General features: G+C 37.6%; 16 protein-coding genes. 14 read left to right on the forward strand and 2 right to left on the reverse strand.

Going from position 1 to position 22576, the window contains the following annotated elements; genetic code table 11:
• Positions 1 to 137 precede the first annotated feature (137 nt).
• Complete coding sequence (gene lysA, locus IGL17_RS06395; protein WP_016617948.1) at positions 138 to 1448, forward strand: diaminopimelate decarboxylase; 1311 nt, start codon at positions 138 to 140, stop codon at positions 1446 to 1448.
• A gap of 147 nt (positions 1449 to 1595) precedes the next feature.
• Complete coding sequence (locus IGL17_RS06400) at positions 1596 to 2588, forward strand: alpha/beta hydrolase (RefSeq protein WP_016617949.1); 993 nt, start codon at positions 1596 to 1598, stop codon at positions 2586 to 2588.
• Between the two features lie 15 nt (positions 2589 to 2603).
• Here IGL17_RS06400 and IGL17_RS06405 read toward each other — a convergent pair whose 3' ends face one another.
• On the reverse strand, positions 2604 to 3137 hold the full coding sequence (locus IGL17_RS06405) for a hypothetical protein (RefSeq protein WP_016617950.1): 534 nt from the start codon (positions 3135 to 3137) through the stop codon (positions 2604 to 2606).
• Positions 3138 to 3423: 286 nt separating this feature from the next.
• Between IGL17_RS06405 and IGL17_RS06410 the strand changes: the two genes are divergently transcribed.
• The gene (locus IGL17_RS06410) at positions 3424 to 4278 is read left to right on the forward strand and encodes a hypothetical protein (RefSeq protein ID WP_016617951.1); all 855 of its coding nucleotides are present in this window, start codon (positions 3424 to 3426) and stop codon (positions 4276 to 4278) included.
• Between the two features lie 212 nt (positions 4279 to 4490).
• Positions 4491 to 5030 (forward strand): GNAT family N-acetyltransferase, encoded by a 540-nt coding sequence (locus IGL17_RS06415; protein ID WP_010713419.1) that lies wholly within the window; start codon positions 4491 to 4493, stop codon positions 5028 to 5030.
• Between the two features lie 97 nt (positions 5031 to 5127).
• Here the strand turns inward: IGL17_RS06415 and IGL17_RS06420 are convergent, their stop codons facing one another.
• A complete protein-coding gene (locus IGL17_RS06420) occupies positions 5128 to 5472 on the reverse strand; it encodes a metal-sulfur cluster assembly factor (RefSeq protein WP_002357660.1) in 345 nt (114 codons plus the stop codon).
• Between the two features lie 275 nt (positions 5473 to 5747).
• Here IGL17_RS06420 and IGL17_RS06425 point away from each other — a divergent pair, with 275 nt between their 5' ends.
• The 10 genes from IGL17_RS06425 to IGL17_RS06470 all read left to right on the forward strand — a co-directional run bounded on the left by IGL17_RS06425 (position 5748) and on the right by IGL17_RS06470 (position 22529).
• The gene (locus tag IGL17_RS06425; RefSeq protein WP_002377472.1) at positions 5748 to 6812 is read left to right on the forward strand and encodes a dipeptide epimerase; all 1065 of its coding nucleotides are present in this window, start codon (positions 5748 to 5750) and stop codon (positions 6810 to 6812) included.
• A 16-nt stretch (positions 6813 to 6828) separates the two neighbouring features.
• Positions 6829 to 8205, forward strand: a complete 1377-nt coding sequence (locus IGL17_RS06430) for a transglutaminase-like domain-containing protein (RefSeq protein WP_016617952.1) — start codon at positions 6829 to 6831, stop codon at positions 8203 to 8205.
• Between the two features lie 17 nt (positions 8206 to 8222).
• Complete coding sequence (locus IGL17_RS06435) at positions 8223 to 9875, forward strand: peptide ABC transporter substrate-binding protein (RefSeq protein ID WP_010710403.1); 1653 nt, start codon at positions 8223 to 8225, stop codon at positions 9873 to 9875.
• An 864-nt stretch (positions 9876 to 10739) separates the two neighbouring features.
• Positions 10740 to 11573, forward strand: a complete 834-nt coding sequence (locus IGL17_RS06440; protein WP_002357655.1) for a PRD domain-containing protein — start codon at positions 10740 to 10742, stop codon at positions 11571 to 11573.
• A gap of 36 nt (positions 11574 to 11609) precedes the next feature.
• Positions 11610 to 13607 (forward strand): N-acetylglucosamine-specific PTS transporter subunit IIBC, encoded by a 1998-nt coding sequence (gene nagE / locus IGL17_RS06445; RefSeq protein ID WP_438839741.1) that lies wholly within the window; start codon positions 11610 to 11612, stop codon positions 13605 to 13607.
• A gap of 226 nt (positions 13608 to 13833) precedes the next feature.
• The gene (locus IGL17_RS06450; RefSeq protein ID WP_002357646.1) at positions 13834 to 14451 is read left to right on the forward strand and encodes a lysozyme family protein; all 618 of its coding nucleotides are present in this window, start codon (positions 13834 to 13836) and stop codon (positions 14449 to 14451) included.
• A 128-nt stretch (positions 14452 to 14579) separates the two neighbouring features.
• Entirely contained in the window at positions 14580 to 16916 is a 2337-nt protein-coding gene (locus IGL17_RS06455; protein WP_016617953.1) for a cation-translocating P-type ATPase, read from the forward strand.
• Positions 16917 to 17231: 315 nt separating this feature from the next.
• The gene (gene dnaG, locus IGL17_RS06460) at positions 17232 to 19118 is read left to right on the forward strand and encodes a DNA primase (protein ID WP_016617954.1); all 1887 of its coding nucleotides are present in this window, start codon (positions 17232 to 17234) and stop codon (positions 19116 to 19118) included.
• Positions 19119 to 19225: 107 nt separating this feature from the next.
• Positions 19226 to 20332 carry an RNA polymerase sigma factor RpoD gene (gene rpoD, locus IGL17_RS06465; RefSeq protein WP_002360364.1) on the forward strand — a complete coding sequence of 369 codons (1107 nt, stop codon included), beginning with the start codon at positions 19226 to 19228 and terminating at the stop codon, positions 20330 to 20332.
• Positions 20333 to 20483: 151 nt separating this feature from the next.
• Complete coding sequence (locus IGL17_RS06470) at positions 20484 to 22529, forward strand: cell division site-positioning protein MapZ family protein (RefSeq protein ID WP_016617955.1); 2046 nt, start codon at positions 20484 to 20486, stop codon at positions 22527 to 22529.
• Positions 22530 to 22576 lie beyond the last annotated feature (47 nt).

Below are 22576 nucleotides of genomic sequence, written 5' to 3' on the forward strand. Positions count from 1 at the left end.
AGAATAAAGGTTTTTTATCCGTATGCCAATTATTGTAGGCTATTTGGCGAGAAAAAGCAACAGGAGAAAGTCAGAGAAAAATGTGGAAAATTATAGGAAGCTACTGGGTTTTATGCTATGATTTTTAATAAAACGAAATGAAGGGGCGGGAAAACATGTTATTTGGTACAGCAAAAATGAATCGGGAAAATCATTTAGAAATCGGTGGTTGTGACACCGTAAAGTTGGCGCAAAAATTCGGGACGCCGTTATTTGTTTATGATGTCGCTCATATTCGCGCACAAGCACGTGGTTTTAAACAAACGTTAAATCAATTAGGTATCAAAAATAAAGTGGTTTATGCAAGTAAAGCATTTAGTTGTTTAGCTATTTATCAAGTGTTAAAGGAAGAAGATATTGCTTGTGATGTTGTCTCTGGTGGAGAACTATTCACAGCTTTAAAAGGGGGCATGGAGCCAGCGGAAATTGAATTCCATGGAAATAACAAAACCCCTGAAGAATTACGTTATGCTTTGGATAACAAAATAGGTACAATTGTCATTGATAATTTTTACGAAATTGACTTGTTGGAAGAATTATTAGCTACACGAAACCAAACACAAAAAGTTCTTTTTCGGGTGAGTCCTGGCGTGGATGCAGAAACACATGATTACATTTTGACAGGCCAAGAAGATTCAAAATTTGGTTTTGATGTTGCAAGTGGCCAGGCAACAGAAGCGCTCGTTCGCCTTTTATCAAATCCCTCTTTTGATGTGCAAGGGGTCCATTGCCATATTGGCTCGCAAATTTTTGCTGTGGAAGGCTTTTTAGCTGCTGTTGAAAAAATGTTCACTATTTTAGAAGACTGGCGGCAAGTCCATCAATTTACAGCACGTGTTTTAAATATGGGTGGTGGTTTTGGTGTGCAGTACACGCAGCAAGATGAGCCATTAGCACCAGCAACATTTGTTGAAAAAATTGTTTATTCCTTGAAAGGTCATTGTGAACAATTAGGGTATCCACTGCCTGAGCTTTGGATTGAACCAGGCCGCAGTTTAATTGCCGAAGCGGGCACAACGATATATACAGTTGGCGCGCAAAAAGAGGTTCCTGGTGTTCGTCATTTTGTTTCCGTAGATGGTGGCATGGGTGATAATATACGGCCTGCTTTGTATCAAGCGGTTTATGATGGATTTCTAGCGAATCGTGAGGGGCATGATTCAGTCAAGAAAGTCACAGTGGTTGGTAAATATTGCGAATCAGGAGATGTCTTACTTCGAGATATTTTATTGCCAGCAGTTAAAGCAGGGGATTTATTGGCCATTAGTAGTACGGGGGCTTACGGTTATTCAATGGCAAGTAATTACAACCGAAATCCTCGACCAGCGGTGGTTTTTGTCGAAGATGGACAAGCAAAATTAGTTGCTCGCCGTGAGACATATGAAGATATGACAACGTTGGATTGTTGATAGATTAAAAGTAGCCGCCTCTTTTTGAGACGGCTGTTTTTTTTTTCAAAAAATAACAAAATGTAAGGGTGATTTCTTTCAGAAATGAAAAATCCATAGTATATTAAATGAAGAAGGAAATACTTTAGAAGAGGGTGTGATTTGCAGATGAAATGGCTCCTCGGGTTACTGATCATTTTTGCAATGATTGGCGTTGTTTTTTCTTTTTACATTGCCAATTATTTTTTGAAAATCGCGTTGCTTAAAGACAACCCTTGGTATCATAAAAAAGGGCATCGGTTATTAAATCCTGATAATTTTCAAGAACGAGAAACAAGATATACAAAAATAGAAGAACAACAAAAACAAGAAGGCGAAGCTTTTTGGACAGAGTCTTTTGCTGAAGATCGTTGGTTGAAAATTAAAGATGAAACATTGTATGCACGGTGCTTTATTCCTTATCCAGATAACCATCGTTGGGCGATTTGTGTGCATGGTTATCGTTCAAACGGAAAACGCGATATGGCATATACTGCATTACGTTTTGCAGAAGAAGGCTACAATGTTTTAGTTCCCGATTTGCGTGCGCACGGGAAAAGTTCAGGGAATAAAATTGGGATGGGATGGCTGGATCGGTTAGATTTATTAAGTTGGCTTAGTGAAGTTCTTGCCATTGATATGGAAGCAGAAATTATTTTAGTGGGCGGTTCCATGGGAGCGGCTACTGTCATGATGGCAAGTGGTGAAAAGTTACCAACGAATGTCCGCGGATTAATAGTGGATTGTGGCTACACTTCTGTTTATGATGAATTTAAATACGTCCTACATGAATCTTTTCATTTACCCGCTTTTCCTATTTTAACAATTGCTAATCAATTAGCATTAAATAACTATGGCTTTCAATTGAAAACCGCTTCTTCCGTGAGACAATTACACAAAAATACGTTGCCGACATTTTTTATTCACGGTACAGGTGATCGCTTTGTTCCAATGACAATGTTTGAAGAAAATTTAGCGGCAACTCAGGGGATAAAAAAAGGTCTCATTGTTGCTAAAGCACCACATTTATCTTCAAGTGTCTACGAACCTGAAAATTATTACAGTAGTATTTTTGAATTTTTGGAAGAAAACTGTCCTGCGGTAAAAACAATATCCGACTAAAAAAGACATGGATTTTCATGATTCCATGTCTTTTTTTTGTCTGACTCGTTTAGCTAAATTTAAAGTGCTTAAAAAGAAAAATAACGGCGCCAAACTACCAAGGCAAAGGAACCATTTCATTGAATAAGTTAACTCTTGCTGTAAAAGAGATTCTCGTATATAGCTGAAACCTTCGCCATGGACCCGCAAATAAATATAAATGTAAGCAAAAAGAATCACTAAAGGCAAAATACAGACTTCTAATATTTCCAAAAGATAAGGAAAGGTTTTATTTAATAATTTGAGGCGTGTCTTATTCAATAGATAAGCAAAAATGAAAATTGACCATAAAAAACCAAAAAAACTAATCAAATAAAAAATCAGATTCGCACTTCCTGCGTTCATAAAAGCTTTCGGGAAAAGTAGTCTGCCGATGAATGTATTTTTAATTGTAAAAGGAACATCAAAAATGGAAATATAAAGACAAAAAAGTACTAATATTAACAAGGCATGCCAAATCTTTTTCTCCATTTCATTTAAAAAATATCTAATTACTTGGTACATTTCCATAAACTGTCGCTCCGTGTTTGAAATAATCGTAGTTTTGACTATACCATAGCTGTTCTCAATTTTCTTGAAAAAAATACTCGCAACTAGCCTCGACTATACGAAACACACAGAGTGTCTAAAAAATAAGTTGCCGATCGCATTTTTTCGCATGCTAGTGTTGCACTTCTGTTTCGTTGGTGTTTTCTAATTGCTGATTTGTTGATTAAAAAAGGGCAGGAGGGAGCGTTTTTCTAGTATAATAATATAAAAGAATATAGAGAAAATCGTAGGATGGGAGTTATTCAAAGTGGCGGAGATTACAGTTAAGACAATTTCAGCGAAAGATGATTTAAAGAAGTTGCTTTTGGGTCAAGAGTATGACCAACAGCAGCCAGTTAAAAATATTTTAAAAGCTAGAACATCGAATGTCCATATTGAAAAGTACGAGGTTGTGGAGGATGTTTTTTTAAAGTTAACTGGGAAGGCGACCATGCACAAAGATATTATGAACTCATTTTGGACAACGTATAAAATTATGTTACAACTTGTTTATCCCGATTTCTTTAGACCAGCGGAAGTAATTGGGGAAAATCAAGAAAGCTATTTAGAAAAACCTTCTGAACAGAATTTGCTTGCAGTAAATAGCAAGTATCCGCCTCATGATTCCGGGGCATCGGCTGTGATTTCGGACCGATATTTAACTTATTTTGACCAAGCTTTTCCTGACTATTTACCAAATCCTGTACCCAAAAAATATACATGGAATGAATTCCTTCTCGACAATTTTACTAAATTTGATCGAGTCCATCAGGACCCACAATTAAAGCGTTTTGCCGAACTTACCCATTCAATTGGAAACATTACAGTAGTTCCACTAGGATTTAACAGTGGAAGAAGCTTATCGTTTAAAGATTATTGGGATTATTCTTTAGAACAACTTTCGATATTTTTAGCTTCGTTTCATTCATGGGAAAGCTACGTTCATACGTATGAGATGCAACCATTTTTAAATGAACAGTATCAACCAGTAGCGCTATGGAAAAATCATTTGAAAAAAGACTCGTTTATCTTACCTCAGAATCTAGAGGAGATAAATGAATATTTAGTTCAAGTAAATCAACGAATAGAAAAAAGAGGGCAGCGAATAGTGAATAGGTTGTAATGAAATAAGAATCGACTTTTCACTAAACGTTGAAAGTCTCGAATCTTGTGCTCTTTTATTGACTCAGGAACAGAGAACGATTAAACTACTAGATTAGTATCAAAAAATAATTGCGTATAGGGATAACCAGTCGCATGTTTAAATGACTTTTAGGTCTTATGTAAGTAACAAAAGTTATTAGTACGAAGCAATCATTTTAGAAAGGAGCTTTTATGCAATTCACATTATTAAATCAAGGAAATCAAGCCTATTGGGAAGCAACCTACATAGAAGCTTTTCCAGAAGAAGAGAGACTGCCGTTTGATCAATTATTGACGTCTTCTCAAGCAGGAAAATTTCATTTGTTTGTTATTCAAGAGGCGGATGAGAACGTGGGGATTTTGTTAAATAGTCAAATTGCACCTGAAGCAACCTATGTCTTTTTCTTTGCAATTGATCAGCACCACCGAAACCAACGATTAGGTTCAACAGTGTTAGCGTTATTGAAGACACGTTATCCTAAGGGGGTTCTTTTGGAGAGTGAAGAAATTGGCAAAAATGCAGCGAATGAAGCCCAAAGAGAAAAACGTTATCAGTTTTATGAAAGAAATGGCGTGCTGGATACAGGGTATCTGATTATGGATAGAGGACTCACTTTTCATATCATGTTTGCTGGAGCATCAGGCTTCAGTGGAACGCAGCTACAGTTTTTATTAGACTTCCATCCAGTAGCAAAAATTTGGAAAAAGCCAAGTATTGATGGCATCAGGTAATTTTTATCAAATAAGTAAATTAAACAAACAAAAAAACATATGAAAGAACGGACCAATCGGTTCTTTCATATGTTTTTTATCATTAGCCTCGAAATAACTAGCGAATACCCAAAGCAATTCGTGCGTAACGGCTCATTTTATCCGTTGTCCAAGCAGGGTACCAGACTAATTTTACTTCGATATTATTCACTTCAGGAATATCTTTTAAAACACCATGGATTTGTTCTGTTAAAACATCTGCTAACGGACAACCCATTGTGGTTAAGGTCATTTTGATGACAGTATCACCAGTTTCTTCTGCAAATTCAACTTCATAAATTAGTCCTAAATTAACAATATCGATGCCTAATTCAGGGTCAATCACTGTTTCTAATGCAGTTAAAATATCTTCTTTAATTGCTTCAACTTCTTCGGTTGAACGTTGTTGAGGTTGTTCACTCATTCGTCTTCTACTCCTTTGCAAGTTGCCTCTTTACTATCATACCTTTTTTAAGAATGTTTGTAAATGAGAAGTATCTCACATGTCATGTAATTTACTGATTTATTAAAAAAGCTCATAAAATTCGAAATTCATTTTATTTTAATTGAAATCTCATTATTTTATTGACATTAGAAAACAATGAGTTTAGAATGATCGATAACAATCTAAATTTAATTTTTGGATATTTTTAAAAAACTGAATTTTCAGTCAATTGGAAATATCAAAGGGAGGATTTTATGAAAATTAAGCAGGTACATGTTAGGGCATCGAAAATTAAACTGAAAGAAACATTTACGATCGCTTTGGGGACGATAGAATCAGCGGATAGTGCAATTGTGGAAATTGAAACAGAAGAGGGATTAGTTGGATATGGAGAAGGAGGGCCAGGCATTTTTATTACCGGTGAAACGTTGGCTGGCACGCTTGAAACGATCGAATTATTTGGCCAAGCAATCATTGGCTTAAACCCCTTTAATATTGAGAAAATTCATGAAGTGATGGATAAAATATCTGCTTTCGCTCCAGCGGCAAAAGCAGCAATCGATATTGCTTGTTATGATTTGATGGGTCAGAAAGCTCAACTGCCTCTTTATCAATTGTTAGGCGGCTATGATAACCAAGTAATAACGGATATTACACTAGGTATTGATGAACCAAATGTGATGGCACAAAAAGCCGTCGAAAAAGTCAAACTAGGTTTTGATACATTAAAAATTAAAGTCGGAACAGGAATTGAAGCTGATATCGCAAGAGTAAAAGCGATTCGTGAAGCAGTTGGCTTTGATATCAAGCTCCGCTTAGATGCGAATCAGGCTTGGACGCCCAAAGATGCAGTTAAAGCGATTCAAGAATTAGCAGATTATCAAATTGAATTAGTGGAACAGCCAGTTAAAAGACGCGATTTAGAAGGTCTAAAATACGTTACTTCACAAGTTAATACGACAATTATGGCTGATGAAAGCTGTTTTGATGCTCAAGATGCGTTGGAATTAGTTAAAAAAGGCACAGTCGATGTTATCAATATAAAATTAATGAAGTGTGGCGGCATTCATGAAGCGCTGAAAATTAATCAGATTTGTGAAACAGCAGGCATCGAATGCATGATTGGTTGCATGGCGGAAGAAACAACCATTGGCATCACGGCTGCTGCCCATTTAGCTGCTGCTCAAAAGAATATCACACGAGCAGATTTAGATGCGACATTCGGTTTAGAAACTGCGCCCGTAACTGGGGGCGTATCCTTAGAAGCAAAACCATTATTGGAATTAGGAGAAGCAGCTGGATTAGGCATTTCTCATTAAAAAAGGAGTAAAGCAAATGAAGTATGATTTAAAGTATCTTAGTGTTCCTTTGCCTGAGGAAATTCAAAGGGTGAAAGAATTTGGCGATTTTGCAAGTGCGGATATTGCCATTGATTTTTGGTTGACAAAAGAACTTCCGCAGGCATTAAAAGAACGTTTGATAATTGAAAAAGATGTCATTAAAATGATGCGTATGAATGAGTATCCTCATAGCTTTGCAAAAGCTGATCAAATGATGAGAGACACTTTTCAGGATTATCAAACAGAGGAATTAATTCGTTTAAAAGAAACGGGATTAGTGGACTGGGTTTATATTGACGGTGAACCGTATTTCCAACTTCGATTTTTGGCCAATTTAATTAAAACAAATGCGGCATATGTTGCACGTTTGCGGGAAGCAGAAAGCAATCAATTAGAAATTCTCCGCAAAAAAGAACTAAAAGAGAACATCGAACAAATGCAAAAAAACGGTGGTAGAAAAGTGAGAACAACAATTAAAGCCACCATTCAGGTGAAAAAAGAATTTGAGCGTCCAGGTGAGCGTGTTCGTGTCCATTTGCCGCTGCCCAAAGCGTGTCAACAACAATCAGAAATTGAAATCCTAGCTACGTCACCTGAAGCAACCTATATTGCGGCAGAAGATGCGCCTCAACGAACACTGTGTTTTGAAACAATCTTAAAAGAAAATCAAACGTTTACAGTTGAATATTGTTATGTTAATCGGATGGTTTACCAACAGTTAGAAGAAAATAACGTAGACAAAATGCAACCAAGCTTTGATTTAGAGGAACAGTTACCGCATATTCGATTCACGCCTTATTTAAGAAATTTAGCAGATGAGATTGTGGGCGATGAAAGTAATCCCTTAAAAAAGGCACGCTTGATTTATGACTTTGTGACGACAAAGATTCATTATTCTTTCATGCGTGAATATTTTACAATTACCAATATTTCAGAGTATGCTGCAACTAATTTAAAAGGTGACTGCGGCGTGCAAGCGATTTTGTTTATCACGCTTTGTCGGATTACAGGGATACCAGCCAAATGGCAATCGGGATTATATGTTTCTACACATTATACAGGCTGTCATGATTGGGCACAATTTTATATAGAACCGTACGGCTGGCTCTTTGCGGATTTATCTTTTGGCGGAGGTGCTTACCGAGACGGGGATAGACAGCGGTGGAATCATTATTTCGGCAATTTAGATGTTTTTAGAATGGTCGCAAATAGTGAGATCCAGGCAGACTTTCACCCGGCAAAAATGCAATTACGTGCAGACCCAATTGACAACCAGCGGGGAGAATTTGAGTACGAAAATGAGGGCTTGCCCTACGCATGCTTGATAGTTTCGCAAGAACGGCTTTCCATGGAAGAGTTGCCGTTTGATTGACACATAGGGGGAATAGTATGAAAAAGTTAAAAATGATGGGGATTATGTTATTTGTTAGTACGGTCTTGGTAGGTTGTGGCACAACAGCAGAAACAAAAATAGACGAGAAAGCAACTGAGAAAACCAGTGTCTCGAAAAAAGTTTTAAATTTAATGGAGAACTCGGAAATCGGTTCAATGGATTCTATTTTTACACAAGATGAAGCCAGTATTAACGCACAGTCCAATGTCTTTGAAGGGTTATATCAATTGGATGAAAAAGATCAACTAATACCAGCTGCCGCTAAAGAGATGCCTGAAATTTCTGAGGATGGCAAACGATATACCATTAAACTAAGAGAAGATGGTAAGTGGTCCAATGGTGATGCTGTAACAGCCAATGATTTTGTTTTTGCTTGGCGTAAATTAGCGAATCCCAAAAACCAAGCCAATTACTTTTTCTTGTTAGAAGGAACGATTCTGAACGGAACAGCTATTACAAAAGAGGAAAAAGCACCAGAGGAATTGGGTGTCAAAGCGCTTGATGATTATACTTTGGAGGTTACTTTGGAAAAGCCTGTACCGTATTTTACGTCGTTATTGGCATTTTCTCCATTTTTCCCACAAAACGAAGCATTCGTGAAAGAAAAAGGACAAGCATATGGCACTTCTAGTGAAATGATTGTATCTAATGGTCCATTTTTAATGAAAAATTGGGATCAGTCAGCGATGTCGTGGGATTTTGTGCGTAATCCCGACTATTACGATAAAGAAAAAGTAAAATCAGAAACGATTCATTTTGAAGTTCTTAAAGAAACCAATACCGTTTATAATTTGTACGAATCAGGTGAATTAGATGTGGCTGTCTTAACAGGAGATTTTGCTAAACAAAATCGAGACAACCCAGACTATGAAGCAATCGAACGGTCAAAAGTCTATTCCTTACGTTTAAACCAAAAAAGAAACGAAAAACCATCCATTTTTGCAAATGAGAATGTCCGCAAAGCTTTAGCTTATGCTTTGGATAAAAAAAGTTTAGTCGACAATATTTTAGCAGATGGTTCAAAAGAAATTTATGGGTACATTCCAGAAAAATTTGTATATAACCCAGAAACGAATGAAGATTTTCGTCAAGAAGCAGGCGCCCTTGTCAAAACAGACGCCAAAAAAGCCAAAGAGTATTTAGATAAAGCAAAAGCAGAGCTAAACGGAGATGTAGCCATTGAACTTCTTTCAAGAGATGGTGATAGTGACCGAAAAGTTGCTGAATTTATCCAAGGCCAGTTACAAGAAACGTTGCCAGGTCTCACTATTAATGTCAAAACAGTTCCTTTAAATAATGCGATTGAATTAATGAGAAAAGGGGATTATGAATTGTCTGTTGGCATGTGGGGACCCGATTATCAGGATCCAATGACTTTCTTAGAAAGCTCAGTTAGTGGTAACCGTATGAACTATTCTAGCCCAACGTTTGATCAACTAATTGAAGAAGCAACAACTAAATACGCAAATGATCCTGAAACTCGTTGGCAAACATTAATTAAAGCTGAAAAAGTATTGGTGGAAGAAGATGCCGCTTTAATTCCTTTATACCAAGAGGCTCGTAGTCAGCTTATACGACCAGGTGTCAAAGGTATTCAGTATCATAACTTCGGTGCAACGAGCACATATAAGTATGCCTATAAAGAATAAATTAGTGAACGAGCGTGGGACAAAAATCACTTTGGATTTTTGCTCCACGCTCAAAAACTGATAAACGGCGGGAACAGAAGCAACACTACGCGTTGCTCCGATCTCAACAACTTCTAAGGTGTTTTCTCGACATGCGTCTCGTCACAGTACAGCCTTCAAAAGAGCTACAGCTCTAAGAGTTGCGATGTTTCACTGTGAAGCATGAACAGATGAAATCATCGTACCTACTTGGTGAAGGTCCTTCGGAAATAAGCCGAAATTGACTTTCTCACACAAGTGTTCGGCGTATCTTAATCCTTCCAAGTGTTGAGAATCACGAAGAACGTAGTGATTCGATGATGAACAATACCTACTTCGCAGAGCTCCGATCTCATCAATCTCTAAGTGATAAATCACTGAGAATTGAAGGACTTGGTCTCCAAAAATTAAAGAACACCGGGTAGGTATCATGCAACATCAACTCGTTCCTCGTTGTGTTTTATGACAATTTTCGGAAATTCCTTCTTATTGCTGAGAAACACTATTTGCAAAGCAAATAGATGTTGAACAGTACCTACTTGGTTCTCGGAGTTAAACACTTCTGTCCCGACCTCTTCCCGATAAGAGTTTCTTTTTTGTTAATAGTCAACAATTAATAAAAAAATAATTGAAAAAGGTTGACAAAAATAATGATACTCGTTAGAATAAGCACTGTTAACAAATGAATAGCGTTTTCATGTGACTAGATAATACTAGGCATGGAAGAATTTCGTAATACAATGTGGTGTACAATGGTTACGCAACATGTTTAACGGGATTGTTCTATGCTTTTTTTGTTGTTTTCACTGAAAATGTTAGAATTACTTCTGCAGAAGAGGGTCATTTATGAAAATTAAAAAGGTGCTAAATCAAAATGCTGTACTTGTTCTTGACGAAGGACAGGAGAAAGTAGCTGTCGGTAAAGGCGTCGGGTTTAATAAGACTAAAAATGATGTCTTATCTCGACAATTGGTGGAGCGGATGTTTGTGATGGAGCCAGAAGGACTGAAAAAACTTCAAGTACTGCTATCACAAATTGAAGACAAATACTTTTTAGCGAGTGAAGAAATTATCCAACATGCTGAAACGGTATTGGGTGAAAAGTTGAATGAACATATTAATATTGGGTTGAGTGATCACATTGCTTTTGCAGCTGAAAATATTCAAAATAATATTATTGTTCGGAACAAGCTTTTAAGTGAAATTGAGATTTTATATAGTGAAGAATTTGCTATTGCTCAATGGGCTGTAGAATATTTAACACAAACCTTAGAGATTCCATTTAGTTATGATGAAGCGGGATATATTGCAATTCATATCCATAGTGCTCGCAGCGGGCGTACTGATAATAGTAAAAGTATCCGTGAAGTTACAATCGTTTCTGAAATTATTCATTTAATCGAGCAGGAATTGGCTATTGATATTCATGATGATAAAAATAGTCTCAGTTATTCACGTTTGGTGAATCATTTACGTTTGTTTATTCATCGCTTCCAACAAAATCAATACGCTGTTTTAGATGAAGAAATTTTGGAAGTCGTAAAGAAAAAGTATGCTGAAAGCTATGAAATCTCAAAAAAAGTACAAGTCTTATTAATGAGAAATTTTCATTATCAAGTACCAAATGAAGAACTTGGTTATTTATCGATTCACATTGAACGATTAAGAATGACCAAATAATAAAAATTAAATAGTTTATGTGAGGAGTTACGTATAATGAAAGCGTATATGCAAAGAATGGGACGTTCGTTAATGTTACCAGTTGCTGTATTACCGGCGGCTTCTTTATTAGTCGGTATTGCTAACTGGATCGTGGGAACAATCGGCGCTAGTCCAGCCACAACTTTTCTAATGAATGGTGGTTTGGCTATCTTAAACAACTTAGCATTATTATTTGCGGTTGGTTTAGCGTTAGGAATGTCAAAAGATAAAGATGGATCGGCAGCATTAGCTGGTTTAGTCGCTTATTTAGTGCCAAAAACTGTTTTAGCGCCTGCTTCTATCCAAGCCATTAAAGGCTTCAAGGATATTGCTGAAGTAAACCCAGCCTTCAACAGCATGGACAACAATGTCTTTGTCGGGATTGTCGCTGGTTTAGTTGCTGCGGCAATGTATAATCGTTTCTCTGGTGTGAAATTGCCAATGGCTTTATCATTCTTTAGTGGAAAACGTTTAGTTCCTATTATGTCAGCTATTTCGATGTTAGCAATCTCAGCTGTCTTATTCTTCTTCTGGCCAGTTGTTTATAACGGATTAGTTGCTTTTGGTAAAGGAATCTCTAGCTTAGGTTTCGTAGGAGCTAGCTTGTATGGTTTCTTTAACCGACTATTAATTCCAACAGGCTTACACCATGCCTTGAATTCTGTTTTCTGGTTTGATGTTGCTGGTATCAATGATATTGGGAACTTTTTAGCTGGTCAACAAGCGTTAGATACTGGTAAAGCAATTGTAGGACAAACAGGGATGTATCAAGCTGGTTTCTTCCCAGTAATGATGTTTGGTTTACCAGCAGGCGCGTTTGCTATTTATCAATGTGCGCGTCCTGAGAAGAAAAAAGTTACAGCTTCATTAATGTTAGCTGCTGGTTTTGCGGCTTTCTTTACAGGCGTTACTGAACCTTTAGAATTCTCATTTATGTTCGTTGCTTGGCCTTTATATGTTTTACATGCAGTCTTTACAGGTATTTCTTTAGCATTCGCTGCGTTTATGCATTGGACAGCTGGCTTTGCCTTTAGTGCAGGTTTTGTAGACTTCTTCTTAAGTTTGAAAAACCCAGTCGCAAATCACCCAATGATGTTGGTGGTTCAAGGACTTGTCTTTGCGGCAATTTACTACTTCGGTTTCCGTTTTGCAATCACTAAGTTTAACTTAATGACACCAGGACGTGAAGAAGGCGATGGCGAAGAAACGCCAGATGTTGCAGAAGGTGACAACAAATTTGCTTCTCTAGCTCGTCGTATTTATGATGGTTTAGGCGCTGATGCTAATGTAACTTCTATTGATAACTGTACAACTCGTTTACGCTTAACAGTGAAAGATACAGGCAAAGTGGATCAAGCAAAAATTAAAGCAACTGGGGTTCCAGGTGTGAAAGTCATTGATGACACCAATATCCAAGTGATCGTTGGTACGGAAGTACAATTTGTTGCTGACGAAATGCAACGATTATATAACCACCAAGCGCCAGCAACACCAGTCAAAGAAACACCTGTTTCTAAACCAGTTGTTGAAGAAAAAGCACCAGTTTCAACAAAAGAAACTGAATTATATTCTGTAGCGAATGGGAAAGTTATTCCTATTTCTGAAGTACCAGATGATGTTTTCTCAGCAAAAATGATGGGTGACGGTTTTGCTGTCGTACCAACAGACGGCGAAGTTTCAACACCTGTTGCTGGTAAAATTACTAGCATTTTCCCAACAAAACATGCGTTAGGTATCCAAACAGATTCAGGCATTGAAGTATTATTACACATGGGTCTAGATACTGTTGAGTTACAAGGTGGACCATTTACATTACATGTTGAAGAAGGCCAAGTTGTAAAACAAGGCGATAAAATTGCAACCATTGATTTAGCCGCATTAGAACAAGCTGGCAAAAAATCAGATTTAATTGTTGTTTTCACAAATCAAGATATCGTTGCTCAATACGATTTACAAAAAGCAGGTCAAACGACTTCAATGAATGATGTAATCGGAAATGTTACCGTAAAATAAAAGTAAAAAAGGGCTAGCCGTAAGGCAGCCCTTTTTTTGATGAAATTCGATAAAATTACTTGTTATTCTATTCTAGGTGAAAACGTTCAATCTTGCGAAGTTACGGTTTGTTCACAAAAAAGTTACTTTTATTAAATAAAACTAAAGAAGTAACAAAAACTTCGCTTTTTTCAGTTATTTCAAGTAACATAGAACGTATCTTAAAAGAAAAAGTTTGGATGATTCGATGCGTAGAGTAAGAAAAATAATTTATAAAATCATGCTACTTTTGTTTGTTGGTTTAGTTGCTGGTCTTGGCTATCTTGGCTATAAAATACATCAAAATGTTGAAACGGTAATGACCTTTGAAAAACAAGTAGAAGCAGAAGTCAAAAAAAATAAAATACCTGAATACAAAACATTAGCTTTAGCGATTATCTATACAGAATCTAAAGGGAAATCTGGCGATATTATGCAGAGCAGTGAAAGTGTTTATGGACAACAAGAAGTGATTGAAACACCAGAAGAAAGTATCGCACATGGCGTCAAATTTCTCGCGGAAGCGTTAGCGAAAGCAAAAGAAGCTGGCTGTGATGAATGGACAGGCGTACAAGCATATAATTATGGACTGGATTATATTCAGTTTGTTAAAGAACGTGGCGGGAAACACACGACAGAGTTAGCAGAAGAATATTCAAGAGAAGTCCTTTCACCGTTGCTAGGGAATGACCAAAATACGAAATATCGTTATTATCGTTGGCAAGCGTTAGTTTACAATGGTGGTTACCTTTATCAAAATGGTGGCAATATGTTCTATGCGGAAATTGTCAAAATGAATCGTTGGTTTATTGAAAAGTTAAATTAAAACGAGAAAAGTCTAAAGAATTCTTTCAACTTACAGGAATTTTTTAGGCTTTTCTTGCAGTTTCATGAAAATGCAAGTAAACTAGAAGGGATGTAACTGATTAATTGAAAAGGTAGGGAAAGAGCTGGATGTTGAATAAAGTCGACCTGAAAAAAGGGTTAAGTACAGAAGAAGTTGCCAAGCAGAAAGAGTTAGGCCTTCAAAATAATTATGAGGAAAATGTAGCGAAATCTACAAAAGATATTATTTTTGATAACGTCATGACGTTATTCAACTTTTTAAACTTTGCAATCGCTGTTTGTTTACTATTTGTCGGAGCGTATTCCAATCTGGCTTTCTTAGCGATTATTATTGTGAACATGTCAATCGGGATTTTCCAAGAAATTCATGCCCGTAATTTAGTTCAAAAATTATCTATTGTGGCAAAAGAAAATGTTCATGTTGTTCGAAATGGCGTACAACAAGAGATTGATACAAAAGAACTAGTTATGGAAGATATTGTTATTATCTCTGCAGGGGAACAAGTTCCTTCTGATATGGAAGTTATTGACGGTAAAGTCGAAGCGAATGAAGCGTTGTTAACAGGTGAATCAGATTTAATTGAAAAGGAAATCGGCGATACCTTGCTTTCTGGAAGTTTCATTGTTAGCGGACAAGCCTATGCCCGTGTTATCCACGTTGGTGCCGAAAACTATGCTGTGAAAATCACCCAAGAAGCCAAAGTGCATAAACCAATTCAATCAGAGTTAGTCAATTCGATTCGTAAAGTCTCTAAATTTACAAGTTGGGTGATTATTCCTCTAGGGATTATTTTATTTGTTGAAGCTTTTTGGTTAAGAGATGCTGGCATTAAAACATCTGTTGTTGCTTCTGCAGCTGCTTTGTTAGGAATGTTACCAAAAGGATTAGTACTATTAATTAGTATTGCGCTGACAACAGGTGTCATTAAGTTAGCCAAAAAACGTATTCTAGTACAAGATATGTACTCAATTGAAACATTGGCCCATGTGGACACTTTGTGTTTAGATAAAACTGGAACGATTACAGAAGGTAAAATGAAAGTGCAAAAGGCGATTATCTTGCATGACAAATATGAAGAACTCTTCCCACAGATTATCGGAAGCTACCTATCTGAAAGTACGGATAATAATATTACAATGCAAGCAATTCGTGATCATTATGAAGTATCCAATCGATTTGGCGCAAAAGAAGTCTTGGCTTTTTCTTCTGAACGAAAATGGGGAGCTATTGAATTTCCAGAAATTGGGACAGTTTATTTAGGGGCTCCTGAGCGTTTGGTAGACGATAGTCGGTTGCCAGAAGCTGTTTTTACAGCACAAGAGAATGGGTATCGCGTCTTGATGTTAGCCATTGCGGAACAACAACCGTTAAACGAAACCAAAATGCCTTATTTAGAGCCATTAGCAATTCTAGAAATTGATGATCCAATTCGCCAAAATGCCAAAGAAACACTGGCTTATCTAAAAGAAGAAGGAATCGACTTAAAAGTAATTTCTGGTGATAATCCGGTGACTGTTTCAAATATTGCTCGTCGTGCTGGGCTACCCGGTTATGAGTCTTATATTGATTTGTCGACCAAAACGACAGAAGCAGAAGTGCGTGAAGCGGTTCGGCAATACACAGTGTTCGGACGTGTATCGCCTCAGCAAAAACGAACCATTGTACGTGAGTTGAAAGACACAGAGCATGTGGTGGCGATGACCGGCGATGGCGTTAACGATGTTTTAGCGTTACGAGAAGCGGATTGTAGTATCGCCATGGCAGAGGGAGATGGCGCTACTCGGCAAATTTCTAATCTAGTTTTGCTAGATTCTGATTTTACAACGTTACCAGATGTCTTGTTTGAAGGACGGCGTGTGGTAAATAATGTAACCCGAGTTTCCAGCGTTTTCTTCATTAAAACGATTTATTCGTTTATTCTCTCAATCATTTGTGCCTTAACGGCCATTGCGTTTCCGTTCATTCCGATTCAAGTGACCTTGATTGATTTAGCAATTGAAGGATATCCAGCCTTCTTCTTATCTTTCGAAGGGGACAAACGAAAAGTTGTCGGGAAGTTTTTACCAACGGCTTTGAAAAATGCGTCTGTTAATGCGCTTTTAGTTGTAGCGAATATCATTGCTGTTTATCTGATTGGACAAAATCAAGGATTTTCTTCTTTAGACACCACGACGTTAATGTATTATTTATTAGTTGGAATTAGCTGTATGGCTGTTGTTCGAGCATGTCTGCCTTTAAATCCATTACGCATTTTCTTGGTTTTCAGTACCATTATTGGTATTTATGTAGCAGCTATGTTATTCCACAACATTTTAGAAATTGGTTTCTTAACTTCGCAAACAATGGGTCTCTTCTTTATTATGATGGCCATTAATATTGTGGTGCGTGTAGCAATTGGTTTCGTACAAATGAAACGTGCTGGAAAAACAATTAAAGATTTATAAAAAGCAGAGGTTGATCTAAAAGCATTCGTCTCCAGAAATGCAGTCCTTCTTTAAATCTTGAAGGAAGTCGGAGCAAGCTTGATGTTTAACTGATTATTTTAAGAGTTAGTGTCTGGGCAGGAGTCAGGATGACTTTTGTCCTAGATACTTTCTTTTTTTGTTGAGTTGAAACAAGATACTTGAAAAACAGAGATTATGTGATACAATAAATCATGTGTAAATGTGTCCATTGGAATTCGCACTGAAATGACAGTGCGTTTTTTAAACGGTCAATCACATGAGTTAGCACAATGCTATTCTTAGGAGGTGAGGACAATGGCACAACGCATTCCTCAGGAAGTCATTGAGGAAGTTCGTCACCGAACGAATATAGTAGATATTATTGGGCAGTATGTCCAGTTAAAAAAATCCGGTAAAAATTATATGGGTTTATGTCCGTTTCACGAAGAACGTTCCCCTTCATTTTCAGTAGCAGAAGACAAACAAATTTTTCACTGTTTTGGCTGCGGGAAAGGTGGAACTGTTTTTAATTTCTTGCAAGAAATTGAAGGCATTAGTTTTCCAGAATCCGTGAAACGTGTTGCAGATTTGGAACATTTATCTGTGGACTTTGATTGGTCAGAGCCGCGTGAAGTAGCGGATACCCCAGAAAACCAACAAAGACGGAGTTTGTTACAACTGCATAGTAAAGCCGCAGAACTTTACCATCATATTTTAGTGAATACTAAAATTGGCGAACCCGCATTAAACTATTTATTAGAGCGGGGGTTAACACAAGAACTAATTGAGACCTTTCAAATTGGATTTGCGCCGCAAAAACGTGATTTCTTAAGTCAAGTTTTTAAAAATGAACAACTGGATGAAACGCTTTTTGAGCCTTCTGGGCTGTTTGTCCAAAGAGATAACGGTACGTTTTTGGATCGTTTCTATCAACGAATCATGTTTCCAATTAATGATCCCCAAGGCAATGTCATCGCCTTTTCTGGTCGCTTGTTAAAAACAGCTGATTTTCCAGGGGATGAGATGCCTAAATACTTGAATAGTCCTGAAACAACACTTTTTAATAAGCGAGAAACGCTGTTTAACTTTGATAAAGCCAGAAAAGAAATTCGTAAAGAAAATACAGTCTTGCTTTTTGAAGGATTCATGGATGTTATCGCTGCTTGGCAATCAGGCGTAAAAAGTGGGGTGGCTTCAATGGGGACTAGTTTGACCAATGAACAAATTCGGCGTTTGGAACGGGTCGCTAAGGAAGTAGTTATTTGTTACGATGGCGATAATGCCGGTGTTCAAGCCACAAACCGTGCGATTCAATTATTGCAAGGAAACAGTCATTTTGACTTGAGTATTGTCAGCATCCCTGAAAAGCTGGATCCTGATGAATATGTGCGAAAATATGGCGCAGAAGCTTTTCAAAATTTAGCCAATCATGGCCGAGAAACAGTTTTTAGTTTTAAAATGAACTATCATCGGTTAACTAGAAACATGAATAACGAAAAAGAACAATTGGATTATGTGAACGAATTGTTACGGGAGTTAACCAATGTTCAATCTCCCTTGGAACGTGATCGTTATTTAAACCAAATTGCTCAGGAATTTCAACTTTCTGTTCATAGTTTAGAAGAACAATTCAATCAATTGAAGCAAGAGCAACGTTCAGTCCAACGGCAAGAAAGGCAACAATTTTATCAAGATGAAATGATGCCACCACCAATGGAAGAACCTGTTTTTGAAGAGAATCACGTACAGAACAAGTTACCGTTAACCCAAGTTCAAAAAGCAGAACGTTCTTTATTATTTCGTTTAATGAATGAACAAGGAGTACGGCAAACCATTCAACAATTGCCAGATTTTTCGTTCGCTCATGATGAATACCAAGAATTATATTTCTTGCTAGAAAGTTATGCGACACTGCATCAAAGTTTCGACATTGCCGATTTTATTAATTTCTTGCAAGATAATCAAACCAAACAATTAGCAATTGAAATTGCGTATCAGAATTTATCAGAAGAAAGCTCTGAGCGAGAAGTTGCCGATTTATTACATGTAATTGCCTTATCAAGTATTGCAGAGGCAATTGAGCAGAAAAAGATTCAACAGCAAGAAGCAAAACGAGTGGGCAACCAACAGCTTGAAGCCGAATTAACAATGGAGATTATCCAATTGGCTCGACAGCTTAAAGCTCAACGAACATTTACTTAAGCAATAAATGAATAGAACTAAGCGTTTTGTTCATTTTATTTTGATAAGTCCCAGTGATTTATCAGTTATTTCAAGCGTGAACCGAAAAATGAAGGGGGCCTTCTTTCATGGAAAAAGAAACAAGTAAAAAATATGAAGCTGCAGTGGCAGCATTTATCAAAGAAAACAAGCCTAAAGGAACAGTGGTTTATGATGATTTAGCGAATCAATTAGCCACACCGTATACTTTGGATGCAGAAGCTATGGAAAAATTGATCCAAAAAGTTGAAGATGCTGGTATCAGCGTGGTCGATGAAAATGGAGACCCAAGTGAACATAGCTTGAAAAAAGATGAAAAAGAAGCGGAAAAGGCCCAAGCAGAAGACTTATCTGCGCCAACAGGTGTTAAAATTAATGATCCCGTGCGTATGTACCTAAAAGAAATTGGGCGCGTTCAATTGTTAACTGCCGCAGAAGAAGTTGAATTGGCACTTAAAATTGAAGAAGGCGATCAAGAAGCAAAACAACGTTTAGCAGAAGCCAACTTACGTTTGGTTGTTTCAATTGCCAAACGATATGTAGGTCGTGGTATGCAATTCTTGGATTTAATTCAAGAAGGTAATATGGGCTTAATGAAAGCTGTTGAAAAATTTGACTACCGTAAAGGGTTCAAATTCTCTACGTATGCTACTTGGTGGATTCGTCAAGCGATTACGCGGGCAATTGCGGACCAAGCTAGAACGATTCGAATTCCTGTTCACATGGTTGAAACAATCAATAAATTGATTCGGATTCAACGCCAACTATTGCAAGATTTAGGTAGGGAACCAACGCCAGAAGAAATTGGTGCGGAAATGGATTTACCAACAGAAAAAGTTCGTGAAATCCTAAAAATCGCACAAGAGCCAGTCTCTTTAGAAACACCAATTGGTGAAGAAGATGATTCACATTTAGGTGATTTCATTGAAGACCAAGATGCTACAAGTCCTGCTGAACATGCAGCTTACGAATTGTTAAAAGAACAACTAGAAGATGTTCTGGATACTTTAACAGACCGTGAAGAAAATGTTTTACGTTTACGTTTTGGTTTAGATGATGGTCGGACACGTACGCTAGAAGAAGTCGGAAAAGTTTTCGGTGTCACTCGCGAACGTATTCGTCAAATTGAAGCAAAAGCGTTAAGAAAACTAAGACATCCTTCTCGTTCAAAACAATTAAAAGACTTTTTAGAATAAACATACCGTTTAGTGGCTCTTTTCGTGCATGCGAGAAGAGCCGCTTTTGTTTTTTAAAAAGTCTCTAAATGTCATTGCTAGTTATTGGAAGAAGGCGCAAGTTATGGTAAATTAGAAGTAATGGAATATTAGCAGAATGTGAGGCGGAAGAATGACAAAGAAATGTCCGAAGTGCGGGAACGAATTCGATGCAGAATTAACGACCTGCCCAACATGTGGCTATTCACTAACTGACACAACAGTTGATAAAGAAGAAGTGGAAACGACTTCAACAAATATAGATTTTGAAACACAGGAAAATGAACAACACGAAGATCAATTAAATGAGAATATTGAGTGGTCTGAGTTAAAAGATATGAGCTTAGGCCATGTGATGGAACTGTTTGGCGAATCACCAGAAGAAGAAAGTAATGATGACAAAAAAGAAGAGTCGATAGAAGATAACTTAATAGTCTCTGATTCAGAAGCAGCGCTTCAAGAAGGGGCTAGTGAGGAGACTCATGATTCGGTGGAGGAGTCGATACCAGCGACAGAAGAGACGCCTACTCATTCAACAGAAGAAGAACTAGCAACGGACGAAGCAGTTAATTTAGAGGAAACAACGGAAGAAACAGCTACTGTTGAAGCAGAAACAGCTGAGGTATCTGAGACGGTGAAGTCAGAAGAGGAAGCTTTAACAGAGATTTCAGGAACTGAAGTTATCTCTACCACTTCTGAAGAAGAAATTTTTTCACAACCACCGATAGAAGATCAAGATGTAACACCAAACGAAACTTTGCAAGCTTATATTCAAGCGCATCGAGCAGATACAGAAATGTCTGAAAATCCATCAGAAGAAACAGCAGAGACCCAAGAGTTAGAAAACAGCGGTGAGGCAGTATTAACCCAAGCCGAAACACCAACTGAATCCATTTCAGATTCTGAAGAAGGGTTAACAAGTGCAGCGTCGCTAGAGGAACCGAGCGAAGCTGATACAACCGAGGAAAAAGTTTCAGATTCAGGTGTGATACCACCGATGAATGAAACTGGGAATGCTCAACCAGCGCCTGCTCCAAAGAAACCATCAAAAAAAGTGGCTTTCGTTGCGCTTGCGGTTGTTTTATTAGCTGGAGGTAGTGCTTGGGCGTATCATGATCAAACGCAAAAAGCTGCCGCGCAAGAGGCGGCGGCACTATCCAAGAAAACAGGTACGCTGAAAGATGAACTAGCAGCCTTTTATACCACAAAGGAGCAAGTTTTTATTAAACCCGATATGGTGACTGTTAGTCCAGAAAAACTCTCAAAACAAGTCGCGGAAATTAAAGATTCAGAAGAGTATTCTCAATTAAATAAACAAATTCAAACATTGAAAGAGAAACAACAAACCATTCAACAAATCAACCAATTATTTGAGGCCCCGATTGTCAATGGCAATGAGTTGAAACCGGCGATTCTAGCTGCTGATCAACCAATTTCCGTAAAGAAATTAACAGGAAATGATCCGTTTGACCAATTGATGAACCAAGCAATCGATCAAGCGAACCAACAATACAACCAATTACAAAAAGCTAAAAAAGCGGTTGAGGTCATTTATAAAGATGGAAAAACTACCAATCAGCTGAATCGAGACACGTATCAAGCTGCTAAGGCAGAAGTAGATAAAGTAACAAGTGATAAGCTGAAAAAAGAACTGGTCAAACAAGTGACGACAGCTGACCAAGCGTTAACCAAGGTTGAAGAAGAACAGAAAAGAATTGCAGAAGAACAAGCTGCCGCAGAGCAAGCAAAACAAGCAGAAGAACAAGCGAAACAAGCTGCTGCCGCGAAAAAAGAGAACGCTAAGAAGGAAGAAACAGCAAAAACAGAAGCGAATGGCTACACGGCGCCGAACAGTGACGGGGTTTACACTAGTCCGCTTTATGCGCCAGATGCTGCCGATATCGCTGATAGTAGCAATCCAGCGTGGACATGGGCACCAGGTGTGAAAGAAAAAGTCTTAGACACAGTGATTGCTCGTGGCTATGTGGTTCCTGGTGGATATTCTTTAGAACCTGCCAAAATTGTGAATGGCGAAGGTTACTACAATCTTTATGCAACAAACAATCAATCAAAATTATTAGAAGGCACTACAGAGAAAAATGTTCACATGTATTTAGTTACAATCAATGCTAAAACAGGTTGGTTCAAAGGGAACGCTTCTCGTAATGCAGGGCAATAAAAGAAAATAGAAACAATCGAACAAAAGCGGAAATCTTTTGTTCGATT

Origin of the sequence: Enterococcus sp. AZ088 (assembly GCF_051714845.1) — a bacterium.
Classification (GTDB): Bacteria; Bacillota; Bacilli; order Lactobacillales; family Enterococcaceae; genus Enterococcus; species Enterococcus faecalis.

Bases quoted from the DNA above. Each gene is read 5' to 3' on its own strand.
- IGL17_RS06440 (WP_002357655.1), top strand. From the start codon at position 10,740: ATGAAAATTAAAAAGGTGCTAAATCAAAATGCTGTACTTGTTCTTGAC.
- IGL17_RS06435 (WP_010710403.1), top strand. From the start codon at position 8,223: ATGAAAAAGTTAAAAATGATGGGGATTATGTTATTTGTTAGTACGGTC.
- IGL17_RS06420 (WP_002357660.1), bottom strand. From the start codon at position 5,472: ATGAGTGAACAACCTCAACAACGTTCAACCGAAGAAGTTGAAGCAATT.
- IGL17_RS06430 (WP_016617952.1), top strand. From the start codon at position 6,829: ATGAAGTATGATTTAAAGTATCTTAGTGTTCCTTTGCCTGAGGAAATT.
- nagE (WP_438839741.1), top strand. From the start codon at position 11,610: ATGAAAGCGTATATGCAAAGAATGGGACGTTCGTTAATGTTACCAGTT.
- IGL17_RS06425 (WP_002377472.1), top strand. From the start codon at position 5,748: ATGAAAATTAAGCAGGTACATGTTAGGGCATCGAAAATTAAACTGAAA.
- IGL17_RS06470 (WP_016617955.1), top strand. From the start codon at position 20,484: ATGACAAAGAAATGTCCGAAGTGCGGGAACGAATTCGATGCAGAATTA.
- IGL17_RS06415 (WP_010713419.1), top strand. From the start codon at position 4,491: ATGCAATTCACATTATTAAATCAAGGAAATCAAGCCTATTGGGAAGCA.
- lysA (WP_016617948.1), top strand. From the start codon at position 138: ATGAAGGGGCGGGAAAACATGTTATTTGGTACAGCAAAAATGAATCGG.
- rpoD (WP_002360364.1), top strand. From the start codon at position 19,226: ATGGAAAAAGAAACAAGTAAAAAATATGAAGCTGCAGTGGCAGCATTT.
- IGL17_RS06405 (WP_016617950.1), bottom strand. From the start codon at position 3,137: ATGGAAATGTACCAAGTAATTAGATATTTTTTAAATGAAATGGAGAAA.
- dnaG (WP_016617954.1), top strand. From the start codon at position 17,232: ATGGCACAACGCATTCCTCAGGAAGTCATTGAGGAAGTTCGTCACCGA.
- IGL17_RS06400 (WP_016617949.1), top strand. From the start codon at position 1,596: ATGAAATGGCTCCTCGGGTTACTGATCATTTTTGCAATGATTGGCGTT.
- IGL17_RS06455 (WP_016617953.1), top strand. From the start codon at position 14,580: ATGTTGAATAAAGTCGACCTGAAAAAAGGGTTAAGTACAGAAGAAGTT.
- IGL17_RS06450 (WP_002357646.1), top strand. From the start codon at position 13,834: ATGCGTAGAGTAAGAAAAATAATTTATAAAATCATGCTACTTTTGTTT.